Origin of the sequence: Bradyrhizobium sp. 191 (genome assembly GCF_023100985.1) — a bacterium.
In the GTDB taxonomy this organism is placed as follows: domain Bacteria; phylum Pseudomonadota; class Alphaproteobacteria; order Rhizobiales; family Xanthobacteraceae; genus Bradyrhizobium; species Bradyrhizobium diversitatis.
Genome location: NZ_CP064692.1, coordinates 5187636 through 5206882, shown reverse-complemented (window position 1 = coordinate 5206882; position 19247 = coordinate 5187636). Strand labels below are relative to the sequence as shown.

Sequence of the window (19247 nt, the reverse complement as noted above, 5' to 3'; positions counted from 1 at the left end):
CCAATGAGTAACGCTCAATGTGTTCGATCAGTTGTGTTCGATCAAGCAGGTCTGCGACGCGCGGTCAATTCCGCGCGTTTACTGCCGCGCAACACTCTCGCCGCGCAGCGTCCGTCGTCTCCAGAGGTCGATCATGATCTTTACGCTCGCCGCGAGGACAGCTGCGCACAGTGCCGCTTTCGAGATCGTTTCCATCGTCCCCTCGATCAGCAGGCAATGCACCACGCTGCCCGCGACAATGACGATCGCGAGGGGGATATGGACGATGCGCCAGGTTCGCAGCCGCAGTCCCAACCGCCGGCGCAGCAGAGCCAGCAGCGCGACGATGAAGATGGCCCACATCGCGGTCACGCCGAAGGGAGAGAACGGCGTCGGCGACGAGAAGGTCAGGGCATCGATCATGTCGGGCGGGCTGGTGAACCAGAGGCCGGCGACGTGGATCACCACCGCCACCACCAGCGCACCGCCGATCCAGTGATGGGTGCGCCGTCCGCGATAGGCCGGCAGGCCCGGCAGATATCCGCCGATCAGCAGCGGCTGCACCAGCACGAGGCCGAGGGCGATGATCCCGGCGAAGCCGGCGAGAATGTAGACCGGGCCGCGCCATGCGAGCTGCTCGCTTGTCGCAGCAGCGGCGATCGGCACGCCAATGGCCAAAGCAAGGGCGACCCAGATCAGGACTGCCCGGGCCGATCTCCATCCCCTCATTTGCAGAGTCAGCTCAGGCCGGCTGCAGCACGAAGTGCGCCTCGAGGTTGGTTTCCTTGGCGCTCCGCATCACCGGCCGCAGGAAGACGGTTTTGAATTCGCCGCTGTCATAGGCGAGGTGGCCATGCGGCTGGCCGAAGATCGGAATGATCTGTGGCATCTCGAGCCGGAACTTGCCGTCCTTGTCGGTGAGCGTGGCGCCGTGGCTCTGCGGCTCGTGCTCCTGCCCTTCGACCGTGTGGGCCCAGATCTGGATGCGCTGCCCGGCGAGCGGAGCGCCGTCACCGGCGCGGCGGACGGTGCCGCTCATCCAGAAGCCGCCCTTGCCGATCCGCTCCACGATCGCCGCGCCCTTGCGGTAATTGTTCGCCCCGCCCGACATCGACTGGGTCGGTGCGAGGCCGTCCGCACGCGCCGGCAGCAGCAATCCGGACACGCCGGATGCCAAGACCCCGGTTGCGAGGACAGAGCCGCCAGCGGCGAGCAGGCTCCGGCGGTTGATTGCGACCGTGCTCATGTCGGTTCCTCCTGGCGGCCATGCCGTTCGCCTGCAAACTACAACAACAGGTGCGGAACGCCCAGTTGGAACGAATGGTGCCAGAGGTCGCAATAACGGTGTTGTGAAAGCGGCTGCAACACCGTCAGAAGTTCTCCTTGACGAACTTCTCGCCAATATCCAGGGCGTCCAGCAGCGACTTCCTGTCGTCGTGGCCGGTCTGGTAGCCCTTGACGATCGCCTTACCGCGCTCGTCGGGGGTGCCGTGGTGTTTCGGGTGCTTGAGCATGTTATCGCCCGCGTTGAATTGCGTCAGGGCGATCGCGGCGGCGTTGAAGCTCGATTGCCGCAACTTACGAACCCCGGCGAAGTAGCCCGCAAGAAAATCCGCATGCAATTCCACCCGCTTGACGGTGGGCTGCCCCTCGTTGAGAATTTCGTACACACCCACCTTCCACTGGAGGACATGTCCAAACTCGTGGGCGCAGATGCCGGCAACTGCCGCATCCCCCGCCTCGGGGTTTGCCATCAACTGCTTCAGGAGCCGTTGCCCGAACAGCACCGTGCCATCGGTGCCGGCCACGCGTTTTTCGCGCAATGCAAACGCATTCGGCGAGTCATGGTCGTCGAAATAGGCGAAGCTGGGCGTGACATTCAGACAATCAGAAATCCTGACCAGCGTCTCCGCCAGCGCTCGATCGAATTCCTTGTCGCCCGACTTGGGTATCGACCGCATTTCGCGCACACTACCGCCCTGCCCATCCTGCTTGTTGCCTAGAATATTGCTGGCTTCGCTCGCAGTCAGACCGCAGCCATAGGCTGGATTGTGGCGAGCGTCGGCGGCCCGTGCGCCAAAGCCGCCGAAGAGAAGAAGGCCGCAGCCGATGCAACATCTTCGTGTCAACATCTGCATCTCTCCCTAGCACAGATTTGGAAACCGTCGGCAGGCCTCCGAAGTGCCGCTCGTCTGAGGCGGGGCGCTCGATGGCGGATTGGGCACACTTCCGGGAGTGGGCGCTCCGGTCTGCGGAATTGGCAAGGGTTGGGCCGGAAGCTGCTGAGGTGCGGAGCCGATGTTGAAATTCGCGTATTCGATCCGGTTGGTGTAGAGGCTGATGCCCAACAGCCAGGTCGAGACGCCCTGCTGATGCTGCGCGGCTAGTGAATAAACCGGTCCCGCAGGGAGCTGGCTCTGCCCGTTCAGGACGATATTGGTCACCTGCCCGAGCTGGACCAGTTGGGGGTAGATGCCGCTGTTGCCCGTCTGCATCGCAATGGTCTGCCAGAGCTGCGGACCATACCAGGCCGGATTCGGCGTACCCGTCTGCAATTGCTGGATGACGGCCGCCAAAATTTGCCGGGGATCCGCCTGCGCCGATGCCGTCCGTGTCACTGACATCTGAAGCAGGCAGGCCAACACGGCGGCGGTCAAAAACCGGATCAAGCCCTTCAACTTCATCTGCATTCTCCCACACTCATTTATGGCGGCTAAGCTCGAAACCCTCGATGCGCGCCGCACGCATCTCCTGATTCTTCAGCCGATCACCTGATCGTACCGGTGGTCCCCCGGATTTCCGGCTCCGTCCGAGGCACGACAATGGGCCGCTCCTGAGCCGGCCGCTCGCCGTCAGGAGCAATCCTGAACGTGCTCGAGCTGCCGCCGGTACCCGTTCCCGATCCGATGCCGGAGCACTGGATCCGGCAGGCCATTTTGCTCCGATCACACGGGCACTCGTCGGCGATCCGGCTAAACAAATCCGCACGCGGCAACGGAAGCGCGAAAAGCGCCATGCCGGCCAGCAGCAGTGTCTTGCGTGTGCTCATCGCTCTACTCCACGGGCTTGAAACGAACGCTCTTGAAGCCGACCACCACCGGACGGGGCAACAAAGTGTCCGGCAGCAGCACATTTGATGTAGCGCGTCGCTCGGCCGCGAGTGCCGCACCCGGCGTATTGTTCGCGCCGGCCTGTGGCACCGGAGCAGGTGGCTGCGGTTTGCCGTCACCGCTCGCGCCCGTAGTCGCCGGGGCTGGCTGCGCTGCGATCGCCGGCAATCCGGCCTGCTGGTTCACCCCGATATTTCCCCGCATCCCATCATCTTCGATAATGCTGGTTTGAATTGAACGCGCGAGAAATACGCGGCTGACAAGCGCAAGCTCCACCGAAAAGCGCGGTCGCTCCATGCCCGTCTTGCGGTCCTTCACCTTGTCGTCGATCCGCTTTCCAATCAGCATCCCGAGCTGTTTGCGTATTCCGCGCTGCGAGCAGAACGCTTTCGTTTCTTCATCTTCACAGAAATCGAGCAGCCGAAGTTCGGCCGGCACCGCCGGAACGCCGTAAGTTTCGGTGGCTGAAAACCTGACCTCGACCGTCCCGGTCGAGCTGGCATCGGCACCGAACGCGCCACCGAACAGTTGAGACATCGCGCTTGCGCTGCCGCTTGCCCGCTTCACATTGGTGATTGTGAAGCGAGGGAACAGCACGAGCGGAAGGGTCGTCCGGGTTGCCGGAGCCTTGAACAGCGACCCGGCGGCGCTCTCCTGCAACCAGATGTGCCCCTCTTTCTCGGGTCGCGCATTCGTGGCGGGAAATTGATAGACCGCCCGATAGGCTTGCTCGATTTCCGGCGTCAGATCCACATGCAGCAGCTTGATCGAACGGCCCGCAAACGGCTCTTCTGTCGCAGAATCGCTGAGAGCGTCTTCGGAGATTATCGCAAATATATCGCCGACCTGGATGTCCTCGACGGGCGGATAGACCGGCTCAAAGCCGAGCTTCTCTATCGCCTCGTTCCATTGCTTCGCCACCGAGAGCTTGGGCTGCTCGCCGCTCCCCGCCCAACGCACCAATGCGGATGTCGCTGCGACCACAACGATCAAGCCAACCACCAAGACCCAGGCCTTGAAACCCTTCTTTGCCGGGGACCCATCGCTAGCCGGGGGAGCCACTTCGCCTGGAGGACCACCCATGACCCAACTCTCTATTCATTGCGCGACACAGCCTGCGGCTGGACGCCTTGCCATTACATGCATAGCGAGCCCAGCTTCGCTGACGCCCGCGCACGACGCCGCTTCATCGACAATCAATCTCGTCTCAGGATGCAGCTTCGTCGCAAAAACAGGACTTCAAGCAATAAGCACCACTAGACATCAAACCCGCGGTGGTTGCCACTACGAATTCCAACAATCCCAAAACTTGGCGGGCTGCCAGGCGGCAGGGCCCGGCAGTAGTAATACGCGCATGCGCCACCCGTCGTCGCAGCGGTATCGCCGAGCTGCAGATCCTGCTCCACGCGAGGGATAGCTGGACTCCGCACCTATGCCTGGCCAGCGCATATCACCTGCATGAAAGGCACGCGGTACGCGTTTAGAAAACATCAACCATTTCAATATGATCGAAATCCACTCATGTCCGAACGACATGGTCGATGAGCGCACACCGGCGCTGACATTCCTGCGGACGGGGCATTAAATGTAAGAGCCAACGCCGCATCCCCGGCGTGTTCTCTCACTGGTCCCCCCATGATCCCCTTCTCCATCCTCGACCTCGCACCCATTTGCCAGGGCGGCGATGCGGCTGACGCATTTCGCAACTCGCTCGACCTCGCGCAGCATGCGGAGACCTGGGGCTACAAACGGTTCTGGCTCGCCGAGCATCACAACATGACGGGAATCGCGAGCGCGGCGACGTCGGTCGTGATCGGCCACGTCGCGGGCGGGACCAAGACGATCCGCGTCGGCTCCGGCGGGATCATGCTGCCGAACCATTCGCCGCTCGTCATCGCCGAGCAGTTCGGCACGCTGGAATCGCTCTATCCCGGGCGGATCGATCTCGGGCTCGGCCGGGCGCCCGGCACCGACCAGTTCACCGCGCGGGCGTTGCGGCGCGACCTCGCCACCACCTCGGAGAATTTTCCGCACGACGTGCTGGAGCTGCAGGCGCTGCTCGGCGACGTGCAGCCGAACCAGGCGATCCGCGCCGTGCCCGGCATGGGGGCCAAGGTGCCGCTGTGGATCCTGGGGTCGAGCACCTTCGGTGCGCAGCTTGCCGCGATGCTCGGGCTGCCCTTCGCGTTCGCCTCGCATTTCGCGCCGCAGATGATGATGCCGGCGCTGCGCGAATATCGCGCGCGGTTCGAGCCCTCGGCGCAGCTTGACAAGCCCTACGCGATGATCGGCGTCAACGTGTTCGCCGCCGACACCGACGAAGAGGCGCAGCGGATGTTCTCGTCGCTGCAGCAGCAGTTCATCAATCTGCGCCGCGGCACGCCGGGGCCGCTGCCGCCGCCGACTGGCGACATGGACGCGCTGTGGTCGCCGGCCGAGAAGGCCGGCGTCGGCCAGTCGCTGTCCTGCTCCGCGGTCGGCTCGCCTGATGTGGTGGAAGAGAAGCTGAGGGCGCTGATCGCCGAGACCGGAGCGGACGAACTGATGACGACGGGGCAGATCTACGACCACGCCGCGCGGCTGCGCTCGTTCGAGATCGCAGCCGAGGTGCGGGAGAGGTTGGCGAAGCAGCCGGCGATGTGAGGCGCAATCGCGCCCCGACGGAGGTGCGCTCCCTCCCCCCTTGTGGGGGAGGGTTAGGGAGGGGGGTAGCCCAGGAAAAGGTATCGATTGTTTAACGAAGTATCGGGGCCGGTACGTAACGGATGGAATCCCCGTGTGGCCCCCCTCCCTGCCCCTCCCCCACAAGGGGGGAGGGAAGGAGAGAGCGCTGCTCGGGGCCGAACTTCATTCCGCTTCAATCCGCAAACCCAAACAGCTTGGCCGGATTGTGTACCAGGATCTTCTCCAGCTCCGCCTGGTCCGGCGCGTAGCGGTACATCAGCTCGAGCAGGTCGGCATCGTTCGGCGGCTGCTTCACCGAGACCGGATGCGGCCAGTCGCTGGCCCAGACGCAGCGATCGGGAGCGGCCTCGATATAGGCGCGCGCGATCGGGATTACGTCGTCGTAGGGAGCCCCGGTCTTCGAGGTCTTCTCGCCGAGCGACAGCATGACCCAGAAATTGCCCTTGCCGAGCAGCTCCAGCATCTTGCGCAGGTTCGGATCGGCCTTGCCGGCTTCGGGATCGGGGCGCGCCATGTGGTCGATCAGCACGGGCACGTCAAGTTTCTCGTATTTGGCGACGCTCGACATGATGCCGTCCTTCTCCGGCTGGATCTTGGCGTACCAGCCGAGCTCGCGGATGCGCGCGATCGCGCGGGCGAAGTCGGCATCGGAGAGCACGGCGCCGAGCTCCTGGCGGAAGCTGAAGCGCGCGCCGCGGACGCCCGCATCATGCAGCTTGGCGAGGTAGGAGTCGCTCGCCTCGGCGAACACCAGCGCATTGGCGCAGCCGCGGTAGTTCGGCCCCATTGCTTTGAGCCCGTCGAGCACGACGGCATGGTCGGCGCCGTAGGTCGTGGTCTGCACGATGATGCCCCGCTCGATGCCGAGCGCCTTGTGCATGCGCAGCGCCGCTTCCCAGGTCGCGGTCGGCATCCGATAGGCGGCGCCGGGACGCTCCGGATATTTTTCGATGGGGCCCAGCACGTGGAACTGGCTGTCGACGGTCTTCGGCGGCGGTGCCTTGCTCGGCCAGCGCGGGTTGGGATCGAACGGCAGATAGGTCGGCATGCAAAACTCCTCAGTCGATCACGGCGGTGAAGTCGCACTGCACCAGCGCGCCGCCATCCATGTTGTCCATCGGCAGCGCGTGGCGCGCCGGGCGCGAATGCTCGTCCGGAAACATCTTGAGCCACTCGACGTTGACCGGGCCGCGATTGCCGCGGTCCTTCAGCCACACCGTCATCTTGATGATGTCGTCGGTGGTGCCGCCGGCAGCCTCCACCGTCGCCTTCATATGCGCGAACATGTTGGCGCATTGGGCGTCGAGGCTCTCGGGCATTGCATTGGTCGCGGGATCGCGGCCGAGGATGACGCCCGACATCACGAGATTGCCGATGCGGCAGGCGTTCGGAATCGGATTGACGTGCTTGAAGCCGCCGATGTGGATGCTCTTGCGCCGCGTTTGACCCGTCATGGTGCGCTCCCTGATTGTTGTTGCTTCAGACGAACTGGCACGACACCGAGCCGAACGCGCCGTAATCGGCATGAAACGTGTCGCCGCGGCGGATGTCGACGGGCCGCGTGAACGATCCCGCCAGCACGACCTCGCCGGCTTTGAGGTGCTCGTCATGCGGCGCGAGGCGGTTGGCGAGCCAGGCGATGCCGTTGGCGGGATGATTGAGCACGCCGGCGGCAAGCCCGGTCTCCTCGACCTCGCCGTTGCGGAACAACAACGCACCGATCCAGCGCAGATCAGCATCCATCGGGCGGATCGGCCGGCCGCCGAGCACCAGCGCGGCATTGGCCGCGTTGTCCGAGATCGTGTCCATGACTTTGCGCGCCTTGCCCGTCTCCGGGTCGACGCGATGCATGCGTGTCTCCAGGATCTCCAGCGCGGGCGTGACGTAGTCGGTAGCGTTGAGCACGTCGAAGATGGTGCAGGCGGGCCCGCGCAGCGGCGCCTTCAGCACGAAGGCGAGCTCGACCTCGATCCGCGGCGCGTGGAAACGGTCGAACGGAATGGGCGTCGCATCGGCATAGAACATGTCGGCGAACAGCACGCCGTAATCGGGCTCGGAGATGCCGACCGCGTTCTGCATCGCCTTCGAGGTCAGGCCGATCTTGTGCCCCTTGATGACGCGGCCGCGGCCGAGCTGAAGTTTCGTCCAGGCGCGCTGAACCGCGTAGGCGTCCTCGATGCTGAAGTCGGGGTACTCCTTCGTGAACATCGGGATCAGCGATTTCGTGCGCTCGGCTTCGTCGAGGCGCGCGGCAAGGCGTTCGATCGTCGCAGCATCCAGCATGATCTATTGCTCCGCGGCCACGGTGTTACGCAGCACGCCGATGCGGCTCGACTCGACCTCGACGACGTCGCCGACTTTCAGCCAGCGCGGCGGGTCGAAGCGGGCGCCCGCCCCGGTCGGCGTGCCCGTCACGATCATGTCGCCGGGCTTCAGCGTCGCGAAGGTGGAGAGATAGGAGATCAGGGCATCGAACGGGAACATCAGCCGCTCGGTGGTGTCCTGCTGCCGCACCTCACCGTTGACGCGCGTGATGATGTCGTGCGGCCCGCGCGGATCGAGCTCGTCCGCGGTGACGATCCAGGGACCGATGCTGCCGGAGCGGTCGAAATTCTTGCCTTGCGTGACGTTGAACTTGCCGTGGCGCAGCCAGTCGCGGATCGTGCCCTCGTTGCACAGCGTCATGCCGAAGATATGCGACCACGCTTTCTCGCGCGGGATGTGGCGGCCGCCCTGCCCGATCACGATGACGAGCTCGCCTTCATAATCGAGCTGGTCCGAAACCTTGGGCTTCTCGATCGGCTGGCCGGAGCCGGTCATCGAAGACATGCTGCGCACGAACAGGCTGGGATATTTGGGCAGGTCCGAACTGTCTTTATATTCGGCGTTGCGCTCGGCGTAGTTGACGCCGATGCACCAGAGCTTTTCCGGCGCAAGCACCGGCGGCAGCAGGACCAGCTTTTCCAACGGGTAGTCGGGCTTCTGCCCGGCCGCCGCTTCCTGCGCATCGGACAGCGCATTGGCTGCGATGAGCGCCTTCACATCCGAGAAATCGCGACCGATCCGTTTCGTCAGATCAATCACGCCACCTTCGACGGCCGCTCCGTAGCGCGGCTCTCCATCCAGGAGATAGCTCAGGAGTCGCATTGTATTTCCTCCAATGATCTTGAGGCAGCTGGGCCCGAGACAGACCCGCGCACTCAGTCTTTCGACTTGGGAGTCTGGAATACGGTCTTCAGCGTCACGATCTCGCCGAGCCGGGCATAGCGCGGCCCGCCGATCCGCGCGATCGGGTCGAGCGCTTCGGTCTCGACCTTGCCGTTATTCACGAGGCCGTCGCGCAGATGAAACATCACGACCTCGCCGACGATTAGCCGGCTCTTGGCCTCGCCGAATTCGAGGCACTGCCGGAAGCGGCACTCCATCGCGACCGGCGCGGCAGCGAGCCGCCGCACCTTGATGAGATCGCAGGGCAGCGTTTCGAGTCCGAGATGCTCGACCTCGCTGATCTCAGGTGGATGCTCGACCGAGCTGTCGTGCACCGCATTCATCAGCGGCGTATCGGCGATGTGGATGACGTATTCCTCGGTGTCGAGGATGTTGTGCGCGGTGTCCTTGTAATCGGCGCCCTTGCGGCCGACGCTGATGGCGAGCATCGGCGGCTTCTGCGAGACGAAGGTGAAGGCGCTGAATGGGGCGAGGTTGAGCACGCCCTTGCTGGACAGGCTCGTCACCCAGGCGATCGGGCGCGGCACCACGATGCCGGTCATCAGCCGGTAGATGCGCTCGGCGCCAAGCTCGGCGGGATCGATCCGCATCGATCAATCCGCCCTGATGTTGGCCTTACGCACGACCGGAATCCACTTGGCGTCCTCGCGTTCGAGATAGGCCTTGAACTCGTCCGGAGTCATCGGCGTGGCTTCGCCGCCCAGCTTCTCGAACTTGTCGACCACGGCGGGATCCTTCAGGATCGCGACCAGCGTCTCGTGCAGCTTGTCCACGATCGGCGCCGGCGTGCCGGCGGGCGCGAACAGGCCGGTAAAGGTCTGGCCGTCGAAATCCTTGTAGCCGAGTTCGGCGAAAGTCGGCACGTCGGGCAGCGACTTCAGCCGATGCGGGCTGGTGACCGCGAGCGCGCGGAACAGGCCGGCCTTGATGTGCTGGAGGCTGACCGTGAGCTGGTCGAACGCGAACTGCACCTGGCCGCCGAGCAGATCGTTGATCGCCGGCGCATTGCCGCGATAGTGCGCGGTGACCCATTGCACGCCGAGGTTCGACTGCATCAGCTCGCTGAGCAGGTGGTTGGTGGTGCCAGGGCCGGGCGAGGCCATGGTCAGCTTGCCGGGCTCGCGCTTGGCAAGATCGATGAACTCCTTGAGATTCGTCGCCTGCACCGACGGATGCACCTCGAGCACCAACGGCGTCATCGAGATCGTCGAGATCGGCAGGAAGTCCTTCTTCCAGTTGTAGGCGTCGCGCTTGTTGATCTCGGTCGCGAACAGCACCGGGCCGTTGGCGCCGACGAACAGCGTGTAGCCGTCGGGGGCGGATTTCGCGAAGGCCTCGCCCGCGATCATGCCGCCGGCGCCGGCCTTGTTCTCGATGACGAAGGGCTGGCCGAGCTTCTCCTGGAGCTTGTCGGCGACGATGCGTGCGGCGCTGTCGACATTGCCGCCGGCGGGATAAGGCACGATCAGCTTGACGTTGCGCGCCGGCCATTGCTGGCCCGACGCCGGCCCTGCCAGCATCGCAGTGACGGCAGCTATGGCAATCCAGATTAATCTCATGTTAACCTCCCGGCAGCGCTACAAACTCAGTTCGAATGCCTGACGTCTCGCATGGCATTCCGATTGGGCCGCAATCTCCAGGTGCGCGCTTGCCCTGTCGAGGGAATTGTGGCGTTCTTGTCCATATTATGGACAAGAGGCGTTCGACGAAATCCGCCCGCGGCGCCATGGAACCGCGACAGGGCGCGCAGGCGATCCGGCGCGCGCTCGCGGTGCTGCGCATCCTTGCCGCAGGCCGCGAAGACGGTGTGCCATTGGCCGAGGTGGTCCGCGCCACCGGCCTCACCCGTCCGACCGTGCATCGCATCGTTCACGTGCTGATCGAGGAAGGCATCGTCGAGCGGCATGGCAAGAGCGGCCGCTACGCCATCGGCAACCAGGTGCCTGAGCTGGCGCTCGCACGGCCGCGGCCCTCGCGGCTGCTGATCGTCGCCAATCCGTCGCTGCAGCGCGCGTCTGCCGAGATCGGCGACACGCTGTTCCTGACGGTGCGCACCGGCAACGACACGCTCTGCGTCGATCGCCGGATCGGCGTCTATCCGATCCAGGTGCTGTCGATCGAGGTCGGCGCGCGCCGGCCGCTCGGCGTCTCCAGCGCGGGCGTCGCCATCCTTGCCGCAATGCCGGCGCCGGACGCGCGAAAGATCATCGCGGCGAACGAGAAGCGGTTCGAGGCCTACCGGACCGACGTCGCGACCGTGCTCGGCGAGGTCACCGCCGCCAGGCGGCTCGGATACGGCATGAGAGAGATCGGCCTGGTGCAGGGGACGAAATCGATCTCGACCTGGATCAAGACGCCGGACGGGCAACCGGCTGCAGCGATGACCGTCTCCGCCGTTCGCACGAGGCTCGGGCCAAGGCGCGAGCAGGAGGTCGCGGAGATCCTGCTGCGGGAGGCGCGGATGATCGAGCAGGCGATCGGGAGCTAGCTGGCTTCGCCTCCCCTCGCTTGCGGGGAGAGGCCGGAATTCGAGCGAAAGCTTGAATTCCGGGTGAGGGGAGTCTCCGCGAGTCCAACTGCCGCCGTCTTCGCGGCGAGAGCCCCCTCACCCCAACCCTCTCCCCGTAAGAACGGGGCGAGGGGGCGCACTGCCGCTGCGGCGCTGTCAATGGCTGACTTCGCACGCGTTTTTATGGCACAAGAGCCGCCATCGCCGACCGACCAACGAGGCCACGCATGCCCGCGCCAAAACCGCCTGCTTTCGAGACCCTGAGCCTGCATGCGGGCCAGCATCCGGATCCCGTGACCGGCGCCCGCGCGGTGCCGATCTACCAGACCACGTCCTACGTGTTTCAGGATTCCGATCACGCCGCGGCGCTGTTCAACCTGGAGCGCGCCGGCCACATCTATACGCGCATCTCCAATCCGACCACGGGCGTGCTCGAGGAGCGGCTTGCGGCCCTGGAGGGCGGCGTCGGCGCCATCTGCACCGCCAGCGGCATGGCCGCGCTGCATCTGGCGGTCGCGACGCTGCTCAATGCCGGCGACCACATCGTGGCGTCGAGCTCGCTCTATGGCGGCACCATCAACCTCTTGGCGCATACGCTGCCGCGCTTCGGCATCACCACCACTTTCGTCAAGCCGCGCGATCTCGACGCGTTCCGCGCCGCGATCAAGCCGAACACCAAGCTCGTGATCGGCGAGACCATCGGCAATCCCGGGCTCGAGGTGCTCGACATCCCCAAGGTCGCGGCGATCGCGCATGACGCCAAGATCCCGCTACTGATCGACAACACCTTTGCCACGCCCTATCTCAGCCGCCCCATCGAGCTCGGCGCCGACATCGTCATGCATTCGGCGACCAAATGGATCGGCGGCCACGGCATCGCGATCGGCGGCGCCATCATCGACGGCGGACGCTTCGACTGGCGGGCATCGGGCAAGTTCGCCGTGTTGACCGAGCCCTATGGCGGCTATCACGGCATCGTCTTCGACGAGCAGTTCGGCACGGCGGCCTTCATCATGCGCGCGCGCACCGAGGGCCTGCGCGATTTCGGCGCCTGCCTGTCGCCGACCAACGCGTTCCAGCTGCTGCAAGGCGTGGAGACGCTTCCCGTGCGCATGGACCGCCACATGCAGAACACGCATCTCGTGCTGGAGGCACTGAAATCCAACAAGGCGGTCGACTGGGTGTTGCACCCCTCGCTGGAGACCCATCCCGATTATCAGCTCGCCAAGCAGCTCTTGCCGCGCGGCGCCGGCTCGATCGTCTCCTTCGGCATCAAGGGCGGTCGACCGGCGGGGCGCAAGTTCATCGAAAGCTTGCGCATGATCAGCCATCTCGCCAATGTCGGCGACGCCAAGACGCTGGTGATCCACCCGGCCTCGACCACGCATCAGCAGATGGATGCCGAGCAGCTTAGGGACGCCGGCATTGGCGAGGAACTGGTGCGGCTGTCGGTCGGCATCGAGACGGCAAGCGACATCATCGACGATCTCGCTCAAGCGCTGCGCATCTCGCAAAAGGTCTGACGCCATGAAGCTTTCCGTCAACGGCACTGAAGTGTTCGTGGCAACCGGCGGCCGCGACTTCGACAAGTCGCTGCCCGCAGTCGTCTTCATCCACGGCGCCGGCTTCGACCATTCCACCTGGGCGCTGCACACGCGCTGGTTCGCCCATCACGGTTTTGCCGTGCTGGCGCCCGACCTGCCCGGCCACGGCCGCTCCGCCGGGCCTTCACTCGGCAGCATCGCGGAGATGGCCGATTGGACGGCGGCGCTGCTGGATGCGGCCGGCGCCACCAAGGCGCATCTGATAGGCCATTCCATGGGCTCGTTGATCTCGCTGGAGACGGCGGCGCGCCATCCCGACAAGGTCTCCGCGCTGAGCCTGATCGGCACCGCCGCGACCATGACGGTCGGCCCGGATCTCTTGAAGGCGGCCGAAGCCAATTCGCAGGATGCAAACGACATGGTCTCGATCTGGGGTCTCGGCTTCAAGGCCGAGCTCGGCGGCAGCCTCGCACCGGGCCTGTGGATGCATGGTGGCGCGCAGGCCGTGCTTCAGGCTTGCGAGCCCGGCGTGCTGTTCAAGGATCTCTCGGCTTGCAATGCCTATGCGAATGCGCTTGCCGCCGCGGCGAGCATCAAGGTGCCGACGACGCTCATTCTCGGCGAGCGGGACATGATGACGCCGGCGAAGGCGGGCAAGGCGCTTGCGGCCGCGATCCCGCATGCGAAGACCGTCGTGGTGCGCGGCGCCGGTCACATGATCATGGCCGAACGTCCGGACGAGCTGCTGGCGGCGCTGAGGAACTGACTGGATCGATCTTCTGCCTTGCGCGTTGCGGTGAGACATCCCTCCCAATCAAGAAGGGGAACTCGACCATGCCAAGACAGGAAGCCATTCGTAAAGCCAGGCAGGACAAGCGCGCCGGCAAATCGCCGAGCACGCAGGCCGGCGAATTCGTCAAGGACGAGATCGACAGGATCAGGAAGGGCAAGCACGGGGCGCGCTCGACGAAACAGGCCATCGCCATCGGCCTTTCCGAGGCACGCCGCGCCGGTGTCGATCTGCCGCCGCCGCGCAAGGGGCGCACCAAGAAAGCGACGCGCCGCAGCGCCAAATATGCCTATGAGGTCGGCCAGGGCAAACGCACGCCCAAGCGCCGCCCGCGCGTCTCGCGTGCGGTCGAGAACGTCCTGAAGAAGGAGCCGCGCTCAACCGCATCACGCAGTGCGCTGTCGAAGCAGGGCAAGCGGGCCGCAAGCCGCCGAACCGCGGCGTCACGTTCGGCCGCCGCGCGGAAAGCGAGCCACACCAAGGGCGCCAAGGTCCGCTCCGCCGCCGCAAAGAAGGCGGCGCGCACCAGGGCGCGCCGCAGGAGCTGATGTCCTGTAGCGACCTTGTGAGTTGAATGCCATCGGCTGCCGCCTGACGATCCGGCCGTCCATGAATCGATCGGAGCTTTCATGTCAGAGACTCTCAAGGGGCGCACCGCGCTCGTGACTGGCGGCTCGCGCGGAATCGGCGCCGCCGTCTGTCGCGCGCTGGCCGAAGCAGGTGCCGCCGTGGCGATCAATTGCCGCGAGCAGATCGGGCAGGCCGAGCAGTTGGCTGGCGAGATCGGCAGGCAAGGCGGCCGCGCCATCGTCGTCGCCGCTGACGTCTCGCAGCGCGAGGCCGTGGCCGGAATGGTCGAGCGGGTGACGGCCGGGCTCGGGCCGGTCGACATCCTCGTCAACAATGCCGGCATCGCCATCACGCGCGGCATCGACGATCTCACCGAAGACGATTTCGACCGCACCATCCTGGTCAACCTGAAATCCGCCTTCCTGTGCACGCAAGCCGTGCTGCCGTCGATGCGATCGAGGAAATGGGGCCGGATCGTCAACATCTCTTCGGGCGCGGCGCGCGGTGCCGGCTCGATCGGCCCGCACTACAATGCGTCCAAGGCCGGCATGGAAGGCCTCACACGAGGCTATGCCGCGCGGCTGGTGAAGGAGGGCGTTACCGTCAACGCAGTGGCGCCGTCGCTGATCGAGACCGACATGATGAGCAGCCAGCGCCAACTCGTCAGCCGCATCCCGCTCGGCCGCTTCGGCACGGCCGAGGAGGTGGCGAAGGCGGTGATGCTGCTGGTCGACAACGCATACATGACCGGGCAGACCGTGGCGCTCAGCGGGGGCATGGCGTTTAACTGAGCGCACGCCGTCATGGCCGGGCTTGTCCCGGCCATCCACGCCTTACCGGTAGCGCGAAGAACGTGGATGCCCGGGACAAGCCCGGGCATGACGATCAGCTGCCGATCGAGGCGCAGCGACTCACCACATCGTCGCGGCCGCGCGTTCCGGCCAGATGCGGTCGTACTCCGCGCCGCCGACCTTGTTCTCGCTCATCTCGGCGAGGATCTGGCCGGGCGTCGGCAGCGTTTTCGGATCGACGCGCTTGTCGGGATTCCACAGGTCGGAACGCACGATGGCGCGGGCACACTGGAAGTAGATTTCATCGACGTTCATCACCATGACGCTGCGCGGCGCCTTGCCTTCGACCTTGAACGAAGCCAGCAGCTCCGGATCGATCGAGAGATGCGCGCGACCATTGGCGCGGACGGCGTTGCCCGAGCCGGGAATCAGGAACATCAGCGACACCCTGGGATCGCGCACGATGTTGCGCAGGGAATCGACCCGGTTGTTGCCGCGGCGGTCCGGCAGCATCAGCGTCTTGGGATCATGGATGCGGACGAAGCCGGACAGATCGCCGCGTGGCGAGCAATCGATGCCTTCGGGCCCGATGGTGGCAAGCGCGGCAAACGGCGCCTTCTCGATGAAGATCCGGTAGAGCGGCGTGACGTGGTCGGCGACTTTCACGGTCGAGGCGTCATTGGTGGCGCCGTAGATGGCTTCCAGCTGTTCGACCGTTTCGATCACCGTCATTCCATTCTCTCCTCGTCGCATCGGCAGTTATTCCTGCCAGCCTTCATTCCTGATCACGCGCACGAGCTGGCGGCCGTGATAGTCCGCGCTGCCGGCGTTGAGGATGGTGACGTCGGCCCGCGCCGACGCGTCGCCAATATTGCGCGACAGCCGCTCGGCGATGTTTCCGTCGCTGTGCCGCGCCCGCGCGGCAAGCCGTTGCGCCAGTACGTCCGGCGGCGCCGTGATCGCGACCACCACGACGTTGACATAGGCCCGGCGCAGCGCGGCGATCACCGTGCGCGAGACGTTGGCAACGACGGCTCGGCCGGCCCGGATGTCATCGTTGATCTCGAGCGGCAGGGCATAGAAGTGCCCGTGCGCCTCCCAATGCACGGCAAAATCGCCGTGCTCCCGCACGCGGCGGAATTCTTCCTGGCTCACCGCAATGTTGTCCTCGTCGGCCGAGGACTCCCGCGTCACGACCCGGCGCGGGAAGATGATGTCGGGATCATCGGCGCAGGCCGCTTGCGCCAGCCGCAGCAAGGTGTCCTTGCCTGCGCCGCTGGGACCGACCACGAGCACAAGTCGCCCGGGGCCGATTGTCCCCGCCTCGTCCTGTGCCGTGGTCACGGTCTCGCTCATGCGACACGGTTCCCTTCGCGCCAGACGCTACGGACGACGGGAACGCTGCCGGCAACGTGCACGCGGATGAGGTCGGCGCGCTTGCCAGTCGCGATCTCGCCGCGGTCGGTGAGGCCGACCGCCTCGGCGGGCGCTTTCGTCACGGTGCGAACTGCCGCCGGGAGGCTGATGGCCGGCACATGCTCCGGCAGTTGCAGCGCGCCCATCAGGAGGCTCGAGGGGATGTAGTCCGACGACAGGATATCGAGCAGGCCTTCGCGGGCGAGATCGACCGCAGCGATGTTGCCGGAGTGCGAGCCGCCGCGCACGACGTTGGGCGCTCCCATGAGGATGTCGATGCCGGCCTGGTGCAGGCCGCGCGCGGCCTCCAGCGTGGTCGGGAACTCCGCCACCGAGACGCGATCGCGCACGGCGTCCGCGACGTTCTCCTCGGTGGTGTCGTCGTGGCTCGCCAGCGGGATCTTGTATCGATGCGCCAGGGCCACGATCTCGCGCATGTTGTTCGCCGCATATTGCTTCTGATACTCGAAGCGCTTTGCGAACAGCTCGTCGAGCTCGGCATCGGTCTTGCCGCCGCCCTTGCCGCGATAATAGTCGCGCAGCTTGACCTCGTCGCGGAACTGGCGCTGGCCGGGCGTGTGATCCATCAGCGACATCAGCTTGACGTCGGGGCGGTCGATCAGCTCCCTGGCCTCCTCGACCACGCTCGGCATCGGGATCTCGCAGCGCAGATGCAGGAAGTGGTCGGCACGCAGCAGGCTGGCCTCGCGCGCGGTGGTGATCGCGGCGGCGAGCACGCCGGCGCGGCCGTCGACTTCCTCGGCGCCGTCCTCGCGCCAGACCCGGAGCGAATCGAAAACCGTGGTGATGCCCGAGGTCGCGAGCTGGCCGTCATAGGAAATGACGGCCGCGACCGGATTCCAGAACACCTTCGGCCGCGGCACGTAATGCGCTTCGAGGTGGTCGGTGTGGAGCTCGATCAGGCCGGGCATGATCAGGTCGCCCCCGGCGTCCTCGGCACCCGCAGGCGCCCTGCCCTCGCCGATCTCGGCGATGCGCCCGTCGGCAAGAGCGAGCCAGCCCTGTTCGATCACCCGGTCGGCCAGCACGATCCTGGCGTTGGCAATGACGGCGTCCTTCGGCTTGGGGTTCATTTCCTCTTCCTTCAGGCCGCGGCAGCGAAGCTGGCGACATCGACGATGCGCTCCGCAATCAGATGACGGATTTCGTCGTCATGGACAATAGCAACCATGGCGACGCCCTGACGCTTCTTCTCGGCGACCAGCTCGACCACGACGGCGCGATTGGCGGCATCGAGCGAGGCGGTGGGCTCGTCCAGCAGCAGAATCGGCAGGTCCGAGATGAAGCCGCGCGCGATGTTGACGCGCTGCTGCTCGCCGCCGGAGAATGTCGCGGGCGGCAGTTGCCAGAGCCGCTCGGGGATGTTGAGACGATGCAGCAGCTCGCCGGCGCGCGCCTGTGCGTCGGCACGGGCCATACCGTTGACGATCAGCGGCTCGGCGACGACGTCGACGGTGGCAACGCGGGGCACGGCGCGCAGGAACTGGCTGACATAGCCGATGGTGGAGCGGCGGATGTTGAGGATCTGCCGCGGCTCGGCGGCGGCGAGATCGACCAGCGCGCCGCGATGGCGGATGCCGATGCGGCCGCTATCGCAACGGTAGTTGCCGAAGATCATCTTCAGGATCGACGATTTGCCGGCGCCCGAGGGTCCCGACAGCACGACACACTCGCCGGGATTGACGTGGAACGTCACGCCGCGCACAACCGGCAGCTCGATGCCGCCTTGCAAGTGCATCGTAAAGGTCTTCTGGGCATCGGCAACGTCGATCATGGCGGTCATCGAAAGGCTCATGGCGGGAGAATCGAGGAGACGAGGAGTTGGGTATAGGGCTCGCGGGGGTCGTCGAGCACCTGGTCGGTGAGACCGGTCTCGATGACACGGCCGCCCTTCATCACCATCACGCGGTGCGACAGGAGGCGCGCGACCGCGAGATCGTGGGTGACGATGATGACGGCGAGATGCAGCTCGGCGACGAGACTGCGCACGAGATCGAGCAGGCGCGCCTGCACCGACACGTCGAGGCCGCCGGTCGGCTCGTCCATGAACACCAGCCGCGGCTCGGTGACGAGGTTGCGGGCGATCTGAAGACGCTGGCGCATGCCGCCGGAATAGGTGCGGGGGGCATCGTCGATGCGCGCGACGTCGATCTCGACGCGGGTGAGCCAGTCCGACGCGGTCTCGCGGATGCGGCCGTAGTGATTCCAGCCCACGGCCATCAGCCGCTCGCCGACATTGGCACCGGCCGAGACCGCCATGCGGAGGCCCTGCGCGGGGTCCTGGTGCACGAAACCCCAATCGGTGCGGAACAGGAAACGCCGCTCGGCTTCACCGAGCGTGGTCAGATCACGCGTGACGCCGTCGCGCATCCGGTAGGACACATGGCCGGCGCTCGGTGCGAGCTGGCCCGACAGCATCTGCAGAAGCGTCGACTTGCCCGAGCCTGATTCACCGACGATCGCCAGCACCTCGCCGGGATATAGCGCGAAGGAGACGTCGCGGCAGGCGGCAATGCGGCCGAAGGACTTGCTCAGGGACTTCGCCACCAGCAGCGGCTGGTCGTTTTCGAGCGTATCGAGATTGGCCAAGCCTTGATCAACCAT

At 65.4% G+C, this 19247-nt stretch carries 23 protein-coding genes; 6 read left to right on the top strand and 17 right to left on the bottom strand.

Features of this window, described 5'->3' with window-relative positions; all coding sequences use genetic code 11:
* Window positions 1-78: 78 nt before the first annotated feature.
* From IVB23_RS24185 to IVB23_RS24160, 6 genes are all read right to left on the bottom strand, one after another.
* Window positions 79-708, bottom strand: a complete 630-nt coding sequence (locus IVB23_RS24185; protein WP_247800328.1) for a ferric reductase-like transmembrane domain-containing protein — start codon at window positions 706-708, stop codon at window positions 79-81.
* A 13-nt stretch (window positions 709-721) separates the two neighbouring features.
* A complete protein-coding gene (locus IVB23_RS24180; protein WP_247800326.1) occupies window positions 722-1225 on the bottom strand; it encodes a Twin-arginine translocation pathway signal in 504 nt (167 codons plus the stop codon).
* A gap of 124 nt (window positions 1226-1349) precedes the next feature.
* Window positions 1350-2111 carry a M48 family metalloprotease gene (locus IVB23_RS24175; protein ID WP_247800325.1) on the bottom strand — a complete coding sequence of 254 codons (762 nt, stop codon included), beginning with the start codon at window positions 2109-2111 and terminating at the stop codon, window positions 1350-1352.
* A gap of 12 nt (window positions 2112-2123) precedes the next feature.
* Window positions 2124-2663 (bottom strand): hypothetical protein, encoded by a 540-nt coding sequence (locus tag IVB23_RS24170; protein ID WP_247800324.1) that lies wholly within the window; start codon window positions 2661-2663, stop codon window positions 2124-2126.
* Window positions 2664-2746: 83 nt separating this feature from the next.
* On the bottom strand, window positions 2747-3028 hold the full coding sequence (locus IVB23_RS24165) for a hypothetical protein (RefSeq protein WP_247800323.1): 282 nt from the start codon (window positions 3026-3028) through the stop codon (window positions 2747-2749).
* A 4-nt stretch (window positions 3029-3032) separates the two neighbouring features.
* Window positions 3033-4082 (bottom strand): hypothetical protein, encoded by a 1050-nt coding sequence (locus IVB23_RS24160; RefSeq protein WP_247800322.1) that lies wholly within the window; start codon window positions 4080-4082, stop codon window positions 3033-3035.
* A 642-nt stretch (window positions 4083-4724) separates the two neighbouring features.
* Here IVB23_RS24160 and IVB23_RS24155 point away from each other — a divergent pair.
* The gene (locus IVB23_RS24155; RefSeq protein ID WP_247800321.1) at window positions 4725-5732 is read left to right on the top strand and encodes an LLM class flavin-dependent oxidoreductase; all 1008 of its coding nucleotides are present in this window, start codon (window positions 4725-4727) and stop codon (window positions 5730-5732) included.
* A 214-nt stretch (window positions 5733-5946) separates the two neighbouring features.
* Here IVB23_RS24155 and IVB23_RS24150 read toward each other — a convergent pair whose 3' ends face one another.
* The 6 genes from IVB23_RS24150 to IVB23_RS24125 are packed head-to-tail and all read right to left on the bottom strand — an operon-like array spanning window position 5947 to window position 10561.
* Window positions 5947-6822 (bottom strand): amidohydrolase family protein, encoded by an 876-nt coding sequence (locus IVB23_RS24150; protein ID WP_247800320.1) that lies wholly within the window; start codon window positions 6820-6822, stop codon window positions 5947-5949.
* 10 nt (window positions 6823-6832) lie between these two features.
* Window positions 6833-7228 carry a RidA family protein gene (locus tag IVB23_RS24145; protein WP_131871708.1) on the bottom strand — a complete coding sequence of 132 codons (396 nt, stop codon included), beginning with the start codon at window positions 7226-7228 and terminating at the stop codon, window positions 6833-6835.
* Window positions 7229-7253: 25 nt separating this feature from the next.
* Window positions 7254-8057 (bottom strand): 2-oxo-hept-4-ene-1,7-dioate hydratase, encoded by an 804-nt coding sequence (hpaH, locus tag IVB23_RS24140; RefSeq protein WP_247800319.1) that lies wholly within the window; start codon window positions 8055-8057, stop codon window positions 7254-7256.
* A 3-nt stretch (window positions 8058-8060) separates the two neighbouring features.
* Window positions 8061-8921, bottom strand: a complete 861-nt coding sequence (locus IVB23_RS24135) for a fumarylacetoacetate hydrolase family protein (protein WP_247800317.1) — start codon at window positions 8919-8921, stop codon at window positions 8061-8063.
* Between the two features lie 53 nt (window positions 8922-8974).
* Window positions 8975-9592 (bottom strand): flavin reductase family protein, encoded by a 618-nt coding sequence (locus tag IVB23_RS24130; RefSeq protein WP_061881172.1) that lies wholly within the window; start codon window positions 9590-9592, stop codon window positions 8975-8977.
* A 3-nt stretch (window positions 9593-9595) separates the two neighbouring features.
* The gene (locus IVB23_RS24125) at window positions 9596-10561 is read right to left on the bottom strand and encodes a tripartite tricarboxylate transporter substrate binding protein (protein WP_247800315.1); all 966 of its coding nucleotides are present in this window, start codon (window positions 10559-10561) and stop codon (window positions 9596-9598) included.
* Window positions 10562-10689: 128 nt separating this feature from the next.
* Between IVB23_RS24125 and IVB23_RS24120 the strand changes: the two genes are divergently transcribed.
* From IVB23_RS24120 to IVB23_RS24100, 5 genes are all read left to right on the top strand, one after another.
* The gene (locus tag IVB23_RS24120; RefSeq protein WP_061881174.1) at window positions 10690-11490 is read left to right on the top strand and encodes an IclR family transcriptional regulator; all 801 of its coding nucleotides are present in this window, start codon (window positions 10690-10692) and stop codon (window positions 11488-11490) included.
* Window positions 11491-11738: 248 nt separating this feature from the next.
* Window positions 11739-13034: an O-acetylhomoserine aminocarboxypropyltransferase gene (locus IVB23_RS24115; RefSeq protein WP_247800313.1), complete on the top strand. Its 1296-nt coding sequence runs from the start codon at window positions 11739-11741 to the stop codon at window positions 13032-13034.
* Window positions 13035-13038: 4 nt separating this feature from the next.
* Window positions 13039-13821, top strand: a complete 783-nt coding sequence (locus tag IVB23_RS24110) for an alpha/beta hydrolase (protein ID WP_247800311.1) — start codon at window positions 13039-13041, stop codon at window positions 13819-13821.
* Between the two features lie 68 nt (window positions 13822-13889).
* Entirely contained in the window at window positions 13890-14393 is a 504-nt protein-coding gene (locus IVB23_RS24105) for a DUF6496 domain-containing protein (RefSeq protein WP_247800309.1), read from the top strand.
* A gap of 81 nt (window positions 14394-14474) precedes the next feature.
* On the top strand, window positions 14475-15206 hold the full coding sequence (locus tag IVB23_RS24100) for an SDR family NAD(P)-dependent oxidoreductase (RefSeq protein WP_247800307.1): 732 nt from the start codon (window positions 14475-14477) through the stop codon (window positions 15204-15206).
* 120 nt (window positions 15207-15326) lie between these two features.
* On the opposite strand, the gene IVB23_RS24095 is transcribed toward IVB23_RS24100, so the two are convergent.
* From IVB23_RS24095 to phnK, 5 genes are read right to left on the bottom strand one after another with little or no spacing between them, the layout of a single operon-like run.
* Window positions 15327-15938, bottom strand: coding sequence for a pyridoxamine 5'-phosphate oxidase family protein (locus IVB23_RS24095; protein WP_061881179.1), 612 nt, complete (start codon window positions 15936-15938; stop codon window positions 15327-15329).
* 27 nt (window positions 15939-15965) lie between these two features.
* Window positions 15966-16562, bottom strand: coding sequence for a phosphonate metabolism protein/1,5-bisphosphokinase (PRPP-forming) PhnN (gene phnN, locus IVB23_RS24090; RefSeq protein ID WP_197966552.1), 597 nt, complete (start codon window positions 16560-16562; stop codon window positions 15966-15968).
* The gene (locus tag IVB23_RS24085) at window positions 16559-17716 is read right to left on the bottom strand and encodes an alpha-D-ribose 1-methylphosphonate 5-triphosphate diphosphatase (protein WP_061881181.1); all 1158 of its coding nucleotides are present in this window, start codon (window positions 17714-17716) and stop codon (window positions 16559-16561) included. The genes phnN and IVB23_RS24085 overlap by 4 nt, the downstream gene beginning before the upstream one ends.
* An 11-nt stretch (window positions 17717-17727) precedes the next feature.
* Window positions 17728-18426 carry a phosphonate C-P lyase system protein PhnL gene (gene phnL / locus IVB23_RS24080; RefSeq protein WP_247800305.1) on the bottom strand — a complete coding sequence of 233 codons (699 nt, stop codon included), beginning with the start codon at window positions 18424-18426 and terminating at the stop codon, window positions 17728-17730.
* A gap of 8 nt (window positions 18427-18434) precedes the next feature.
* Window positions 18435-19247, bottom strand: coding sequence for a phosphonate C-P lyase system protein PhnK (gene phnK, locus IVB23_RS24075; RefSeq protein WP_247804960.1), 813 nt, complete (start codon window positions 19245-19247; stop codon window positions 18435-18437).